Here is an 8,089-nt window from a genome sequence, read left to right as displayed (position 1 = left end):
TAGTATCACCAAGAGCGAAAGGCTCAACAGCGTCGTTTGTTACAGAGGCTACCGAACAGTTATCGTCGGTTACCGGAGTGCCAAGGTTTACACCAGAGGCGGTACATAGTCCTGCATCGGCACTAACTGATACGTTGGCCGGACATGTAATGGTAGGATCTTCGTTGTCGATTACAACCACATCGAAGTTACAAGTTGCTGTATTACCAACTCCATCGGTTATTGTCCAGGTAACAGAAGTAGTTCCTAATGGAAAAGTGGCTCCATTTAGGGTAGAGCTATTGTTGAAATCATTTAGAACTGATGCGACACCACAATTATCACCTACTGCTGTAGGATTTAAGCTGGTATCAACAACCGTAAATGTACAGACGTCAGGGTCTGTGTCATATGATACGGCAGGTACTGCACATGTAATGGTAGGATCTTCATCGTCAGTTACCGTTACGGTCTGTTCACAGGTTACTGAGTTACCGGATCCGTCAGTTACGGTCCATGTTACAATAGTATCACCAAGAGCGAAAGGCTCAACAGCGTCGTTTGTTACGGAGGCTACCGAACAGTTATCGTCGGTTACCGGAGTGCCAAGGTTTACACCAGAGGCGGTACATAGTCCTGCATCGGCACTAACCGATACGTTGGCCGGACATGTAATGGTAGGATCTTCGTTGTCGATTACAACCACATCGAAGTTACAAGTTGCTGTATTACCAGCTCCATCGGTTATTGTCCAGGTAACAGAAGTAGTTCCTAATGGAAAAGTGGCTCCATTTAGGGTAGAGCTATTGTTGAAATCATTTAGAACTGATGCGACACCACAATTATCACCTACTGCTGTAGGATTTAAGCTGGTATCAACAACCGTAAATGTACAGACGTCAGGGTCTGTATCATATGATACGGCAGGTACTGCACATGTAATGGTAGGATCTTCATCGTCAGTTACCGTTACGGTCTGTTCACAGGTTACTGAGTTACCGGATCCGTCAGTTACGGTCCATGTTACAATAGTATCACCAAGAGCGAAAGGCTCAACAGCGTCGTTTGTTACGGAGGCTACCGAACAGTTATCGTCGGTTACCGGAGTGCCAAGGTTTACACCAGAGGCGGTACATAGTCCTGCATCGGCACTAACCGATACGTTGGCCGGACATGTAATGGTAGGATCTTCGTTGTCGATTACAACCACATCGAAGTTACAAGTTGCTGTATTACCAGCTCCATCGGTTATTGTCCAGGTAACAGAAGTAGTTCCTAATGGAAAAGTGGCTCCATTTAGGGTAGAGCTATTGTTAAAATCATTTAGAACTGATGCGACACCACAATTATCAGAGACAGCTATAGGATCTAAGCTGGCATCACCAATTGTAACTGTACAAACTGCAGAATCTGTATTATAAGAAGGTGCCGGAGTGGCACAGGTTATAGCTGGATTTTCATTATCACCAACGGTGATAATAGCAGGAGATGATGCAAATGAATCAACACAAACACCTGTATTAGTAACTTGTGCTCTATAGAAATAAGTACCCGTCATGAGGACACCCGGATTATAAATAGTATTACCAGTTGTACCGGAAATTTGAATATAATTTATCCCATCGGTACTTTCTTCCCAGTAATCAACGGAGGTGTTGGTTCCCATAGTTGTTAAAACTAAATCATTCGGACTTGTTCCAGAGCAAATAGTTTGATCTTCATCAACAGAACCTGACAGTTCAACTCCGAAATCCAAAGTAGAACCTAGACAAAATGTAGAATTGGTTGACCCCCCTGCTACTGATGCATACTGAGCGACATTAATCTCTCCTGGATTATTAGGATCGCATGGATCATAATTAATATTTAGAAATGGTACAAAAAACTCTAAAAACTTTCCATCATTACCAGTGCATCCTGTAGAATTACCATTTGCTCCAATAAGTCCATTTAAAGAAACTTCACTGTATGTTGAAGGCGAATCTGCTTGATACAATTTTGTAGTACCATTATTTGAATGTATTTGAAGAATATATTCGGCACCTCCAACAGCAAAAGGAGTACCGCCAAAATTATTCTCTATTGTAAGTCCTGTTGAAGCATCATTATCACTATCAATATAGATTCTAAATAAAGCAGTTCCAGAATTGCCAATTTTATAGGCTAATTTAAAATAGCCATTATCTAAGTCGATATCCGCCCAGATTTGTTGAATGGCACAGGTACCACTACCAGGAGCTGTTGGAATGGTTGTTAAGGCATCTTCATATTCATCACCTGGCTGACCAGGACCGGGACAGTAATCACCATCTGCACTACCACTCTGTGCATAAAAATTAGCACCCAAAAAGAATAATAGGATGACTAAAATATTTTGAATAACCTTATAAGTAATAGTTTTCATAAGCTTGTAGATTTGTATTGACTTTAGCAACTTTTGTAAATAAATAGGTATGCACCAGCCTTGGCTCGTACATACACGTTTTGTTATTCTTTAAAAGTAATGAGGGAAGAATGTCGTTAAACAACGACATAAAAAACTTTAAATGTGAAATCAGATTTGGGGGCATCTTTATTCAGTTAATAGTTACACAAAGCAACATATATGTTATTATTATTTCAAAAAAATATGTTAAATCACTTAAAAAGTCGACAACGTGTTTGATTTTTTCCATTAATCGGGTTAATGACATGATTTAACGACCTGTAATGCGGTATGCATCATTTCAGCCATAGTTTTTATTCCATAAATTGTTATATTTTAGTTACTTAAAGTTCATACATTTATAACTCTAATGAGCAAATTAAATCCTTTTTATCGAGAAAAACAACTTTTTATCGATAAAAATTAACATTTTAACGAATAAAATGAAGACATTGATTTTAATACGACATGCAAAATCTTCTTGGGAACATGATGTTATTGATCATGAACGTCCCTTAAATGATCGGGGATATCGAGATGCGAAATTGGTTTCAAACCATATTAGTACTAAAAATTTAACTCCGGATTTGGTACTGGTTAGCGATGCCACCCGTACACGATTAACTGCTGATGCCTTTATCGAAGCATTTCCCATTTCAATGGATAAGGTCCAATATAACTATGATCTATATGATTTTTCAGGATATAATTTGACTAAGGTCATAAAAAATTGTCCGAGTGACATTAACCAATTGATGGTGTTTGGACATAATCATGCTATTACCGCCTTCGTTAACACTTACGGCAGTAAATACATTGATAACGTGCCTACCTGTGGCGTTGTAGTAATTGATTTTGATATTCAATATTGGGAAAATCTGAAGCAGGGAATTACTCGGGAGGTTATTTTTCCAAAACATCTAAAGTCTTAGATCAATAGGATCTAAAACACATTAGGACAGTTGCATCTCGGTTTTGGCAATTTGATTTGATAGCTCATGAAGATCTCATGAGATCCCGAACTGTAGGGCCTTAAATTTGAGGTGTTAAATTCGTAAGAATAGCCAAAGCTTAAAGCTTCAGATGCTCTTATACTAAAATACCCGCCCATGGCATCATTAAACCTGTGAGCCAAACCTATCCACAGTGTTTCACTGATTAAAAAATTAGCTGTCAAATCCAAGGAAAGAGGCGAACCATTGGTATATTTTAACAAGGCTGTCGGTTTGAATTTTAATTGCGGATTAAATTCCAATAAATAGCCGCCGGCCAAATAATAGCTTGCTCTTTCGATGGATTCATAAGTTATCTCTGTGTCATTGGCATAACTCACCAATCTGGGCGAAGATAAACTTATAAATAATTCATCCGATCTTAAATAAAACCCCAAACCAATATTTGGTTTCCATTTATTAAATATTCTTTCCAAATATTGGTCACCAATAACAGATGGATCCATTAGCAATTCTGAATCCAGCCCATACCGGCTCATACCTCCCTTGATACCAAAGGAAAATCTATAAAACTCATTTAAAATGATTTCGTAAGCGACATCTGCATAGACATAGGTTGTGTTTTCATACCCCAACTGGTCGTTTATGAAGGAAAGACCTAAACTTAAATTACTTCCGGGAATTGGCGAATCCACGGACCCGGTTTGTGTAATTGGGGCGCCTTTTACGCCTACCCATTGATTCCTGCTTAAAAGTGTAAAAACCATTGCTTCTCTAGTACCGGCATATGCAGGGTTAATGGAAATTGTATTAAACATATATTGGCCAAACTGCGGCAATTGTTGTGTGAATCCAAAAATTGGTATAAATAGGAGTAAGAATAAGTAATGTATTTTATGTCTTTTATTCATAACTTCTTATTTCGTTCCCAAATAGATGTACCCCTGAATGGGTTTTAAACCACTATTTTTCAAGTCGACTATATAATAATAGGTTCCGGTGGGTAATTTTTCTGCATCTCCTACAGATCCGTTAGGAGCATCGCCTGTCCAATTGTTCTCATAATCATTGGATTCAAAAACTTTGGTTCCCCAGCGGTTGAACAGTTGTAAATGTATTGCAATGTTACAGGAACTTAAGTCGTCAATCTTTTCATTCAATCTATAGGTAACTGTGAATGTTTCATTATGATTATCATTATTTGGAGTTATAATTTTGGATATATTAACATCAAGTTCCGACTTTACACAGCTGTATACGATACAATTATCATTTAAATTAATTTCAAACTGATTGATTTGACTGCAGGTATTTGTAATGACACTGTAGGTGTAGGAATATATACCTTCGGCCGTGAATTCAGGATTGAAGACCGTACCATTTAAAATTGACATATCTGAACCACTCCATTCTCCTTTGTCATGACTATCGACTAAGTCATTTAAATCAAAAGGCGAATCACTAACACAGACATTCATGGCCTTGATAGTTGTTTCATTATATGATTTCATATGGATTGTTTGACTAAATACGGTTGCATTGTCACAATCGTCCATGGCCGTCCAAGTTCGTATTAAATCATAATTATCAGAATCCAAAGGTATGCGCTGTTCATTAAAGCTAACTTCTACTTTATTTGTGCAATTGTCTGAAAATGTAACATTTGGAACTTCAGGTTCGACTTCACAGTTTAAAGTCATTTCTTTCTGCAGATTAACGTCCATGATAGGTGTTATATCGTCTATTATAAAAATATTATGGTTTACATCCACATAATTACCGCAGGCATCTGTGATACGATAAGTCCGGGTAATGACATCATTACAATTTTTTGTGTTGGTTATCTCAGATAAAAATTTTGCCGAGGGCGTTCCATTATTATCTGTTATTTCTGATATTACGTTGGCGTCTGCCGGTGGTATATCGTTAATACAGCTGACAACAACATCTTCCGGATCAGTTGATGAAGGTGGGATATCGTCAATTATTTCAATTTCGTGATAGACATCAATATAATTTCCGCACTGATCTGTAACGCGATAGATTCTGGTAATGATTTCATTACATGGGTCATTGTTTGATGATTCTGAGATATAGGTAATTGTCGGTATACTACAGTTGTCAGCTTCATCCACAACCACTAATATGTCTGGTTGAGGAATACTATTTGAACTGGCCAATACTGTGATTTTTTCGGGATTACTGGCTGTAGGGGGAATATTATCATCTATGATTATAACTTGTTCAACATTTGTGAAATTCCCACAATCGTCGGTAACACGATAGGTTCTTAGAATCGTTTTTGGACATGACGGTTCTATAATCACATCAGAAAAGAAAGTGACCGTTGGATTTGAATAATTATCAATCGCATTGGATATTAAGCTTGTATCCGGTTCTGGTATATTATCATTACAATCATATAGATACATCGTGTTTAGTTGACCAGCCGTTGGGGGTGTATTATCCGTTATAATGATGTCATGCGTAACATTTATAGAATTTTCACAAGCATCGGTGACGCTATAAATTCTTGTTATGATCTTGGTACATGCATCTTGATTTACGGATTCTGCTACAAAAGAAACAGTCGGGGCACCGCAATTATCCGCTTCATCAGATACAATATTGATATCCTGATTAGGAATCGTGTCACTGAAATTTAAATAAAGCGATGCTGGGTTTGTTGCCGTAGGTGGCGTGGTGTCATTAATAGTTATAATTTGAACAATATCAACACTATTATTGCAATCATCTGCAACACGATAGGTTCTTGTAATGGTTTCCGGACAAGACTGACCATCACTAACATCTGAAATAAAAGAAACTGTAGGTGTGGAGCAATTATCGCTAGTACCGGATATTAGAGAAATATCAGGATCTGGCACATCTTCATAACATTCAACGTTTACAGGTGAAAGATCATTGGCTGTTGGGAGAACCGTATCTTCAATTTTAAAGGTTGCAGATGTAGTCGTTGTATTACCGCAATCATCCGTAGCCGTAAAAATAACTGAAACGCTACCGGTTGCACCACAAAGATCACCCAAGGATGAAAAATCATCAGACCAGGTGACATTCCCACAATTGTCAGTAGCATAAGCACCGCCATGAGATACTAACCATTCATTAAGTTCGGTTGTATTCCCATTTCCATCGCATATTACCATTTTATCTTGGGCTTCAGAAACCAATTCGGGTGCTATTGTGTCAATAATTGTAATATTATGGGATAAGAAAGTTACATTGTCACAATCATCTGTAATACTATAAGTTCTGGTAATGATTTCGGAACAATATTGGGTATTTGAAGTCTCGGAAACGAAAGCAACCACAGGAATCGAACAATTATCAGCTTCGTCCGTGATAATATCAGGATCAGGATCTGGTACTAGCTCAATGCATTCGAGGCTCATTTCCGGTGGAGCAGTGGCTGTAGGGGCAATCCTATCATGAATTATGATGGATTGTGTTACGTTAATAGAATTTCCACAGCCGTCTGAAACACTATATGTTCTTGTAATGGTCTCGGGGCAGGTATTATTATCTGATTTATCTGAAAGCCAGTCAATGGTCAGGTTCACACAATTATCCGTAGCATCCTTTATGACATCAATATTGGGTTCGGGAAGATCTGCAATGCATTGTATTGTTATGGGTTCTGGACTACTTGCCATGGGGAATGTTGTGTCATTTACAATAATGATCTGTATGGCAGTTCCAGAATTATTACAATCATCTATTGCCGTAAAAGTTCGTGTAATTGTTAAAGGGCAGGTTTCACTGGAAATCGTGTCTAGATAAAAGAGTGAAATTAAGTTGTTTGTCAGCTCTAAACTACCACCGTAAGCATTAAAACTACCTTCTGTAATTACAGCTTCTACTGAACTGAAGGGTAGAATTGGTATATTCAAAGTGCCACAACCCTCTAAATCTAGGTCATCAGGAGCAGTTAATTTTGGTGGAATATTAGATTCAATGGTATCAATTTGATAGGTGTATGAAACAGTATCTACAGTGTCATAAACAGATAGCGTGATTTGATATGGCCCGCCAGAAGCAAAGGTGTGTGTTGGGTTTTTTAGCGTACTTGTGGTGCCATCACCAAAATCCCATAAATAAGTATAATTATAAGGAGGAAGACCTCCTTTTGTAGTCGAATTAAAATCAATTGTATAAGGTGTAGAACAATTTTCAGAGAATTCAAAATTGGCAATAAGAGGACCACGAACATCAATTTCCTCTTCCATATAGCATTTTGCACCGTTACATCCACATCCTTTAGAACCATTGGGTTGCCATGACATATAGAAATCTTTTACAACGATGTCGTCGCCACATCCCCAATTAAAACTGTAGAGATCAGTTAACACATTTGCAGGAACGCTTTCATACTCATAATGGCAGGTATCCACGGTTTCAACAAAGACATCATTAATATAGACATTAAAATGGATGTAAAGTGAGTATCTGTCGGCAGCACTGTTTGTTAGAAAGGTAGTCCAAATGTGCGTATTTAAGCTAACACCTAAATCACAATAACCCGGACCATAGGCCACTCCATTCTCATCACCAAGGTAGAAATAATCGAGGGTATAATCATTGGCTGTACATGAAGAATCTTCACAGGCTATAGTCTGACTATACATCGAATTGGCCATGAATAACATAACCAAATAGAGTAGCGTAGGTTTAATGTTCATTAGGCGAAATTTAGATTTGGAGACTGAAT

Annotated in this window: 4 protein-coding genes; 1 reads left to right on the top strand and 3 read right to left on the bottom strand. The window is 37.9% G+C overall.

What is annotated here, in order from left to right:
- Window positions 1–2,383: HYR domain-containing protein (locus MR054_RS14535; protein WP_242158526.1), on the bottom strand; the 2,383-nt coding region annotated here is incomplete at its 3' end.
- A gap of 464 nt (window positions 2,384–2,847) precedes the next feature.
- Here MR054_RS14535 and MR054_RS14530 point away from each other — a divergent pair.
- The gene (locus tag MR054_RS14530; RefSeq protein WP_242158524.1) at window positions 2,848–3,336 is read left to right on the top strand and encodes a SixA phosphatase family protein; all 489 of its coding nucleotides are present in this window, start codon (window positions 2,848–2,850) and stop codon (window positions 3,334–3,336) included.
- Between the two features lie 11 nt (window positions 3,337–3,347).
- Here the strand turns inward: MR054_RS14530 and MR054_RS14525 are convergent, their stop codons facing one another.
- A complete protein-coding gene (locus MR054_RS14525; RefSeq protein WP_242158523.1) occupies window positions 3,348–4,268 on the bottom strand; it encodes a PorP/SprF family type IX secretion system membrane protein in 921 nt (306 codons plus the stop codon).
- A 6-nt stretch (window positions 4,269–4,274) separates the two neighbouring features.
- Window positions 4,275–8,060, bottom strand: a complete 3,786-nt coding sequence (locus MR054_RS14520) for an HYR-like domain-containing protein (protein WP_242158522.1) — start codon at window positions 8,058–8,060, stop codon at window positions 4,275–4,277.
- Window positions 8,061–8,089 lie beyond the last annotated feature (29 nt).

The organism is Aestuariivivens sediminis, from assembly GCF_022662105.1.
In the GTDB taxonomy this organism is placed as follows: domain Bacteria; phylum Bacteroidota; class Bacteroidia; order Flavobacteriales; family Flavobacteriaceae; genus Aestuariivivens; species Aestuariivivens sediminis.
Note: the sequence above shows the minus strand (reverse complement) of the source record. Positions and strands in the feature narration are given on the sequence as shown.

Coding starts and splice junctions, on each gene's coding strand:
- MR054_RS14525 (WP_242158523.1), bottom strand. CDS start 4,268: ATGAATAAAAGACATAAAATACATTACTTATTCTTACTCCTATTTATA.
- MR054_RS14520 (WP_242158522.1), bottom strand. CDS start 8,060: ATGAACATTAAACCTACGCTACTCTATTTGGTTATGTTATTCATGGCC.
- MR054_RS14530 (WP_242158524.1), top strand. CDS start 2,848: ATGAAGACATTGATTTTAATACGACATGCAAAATCTTCTTGGGAACAT.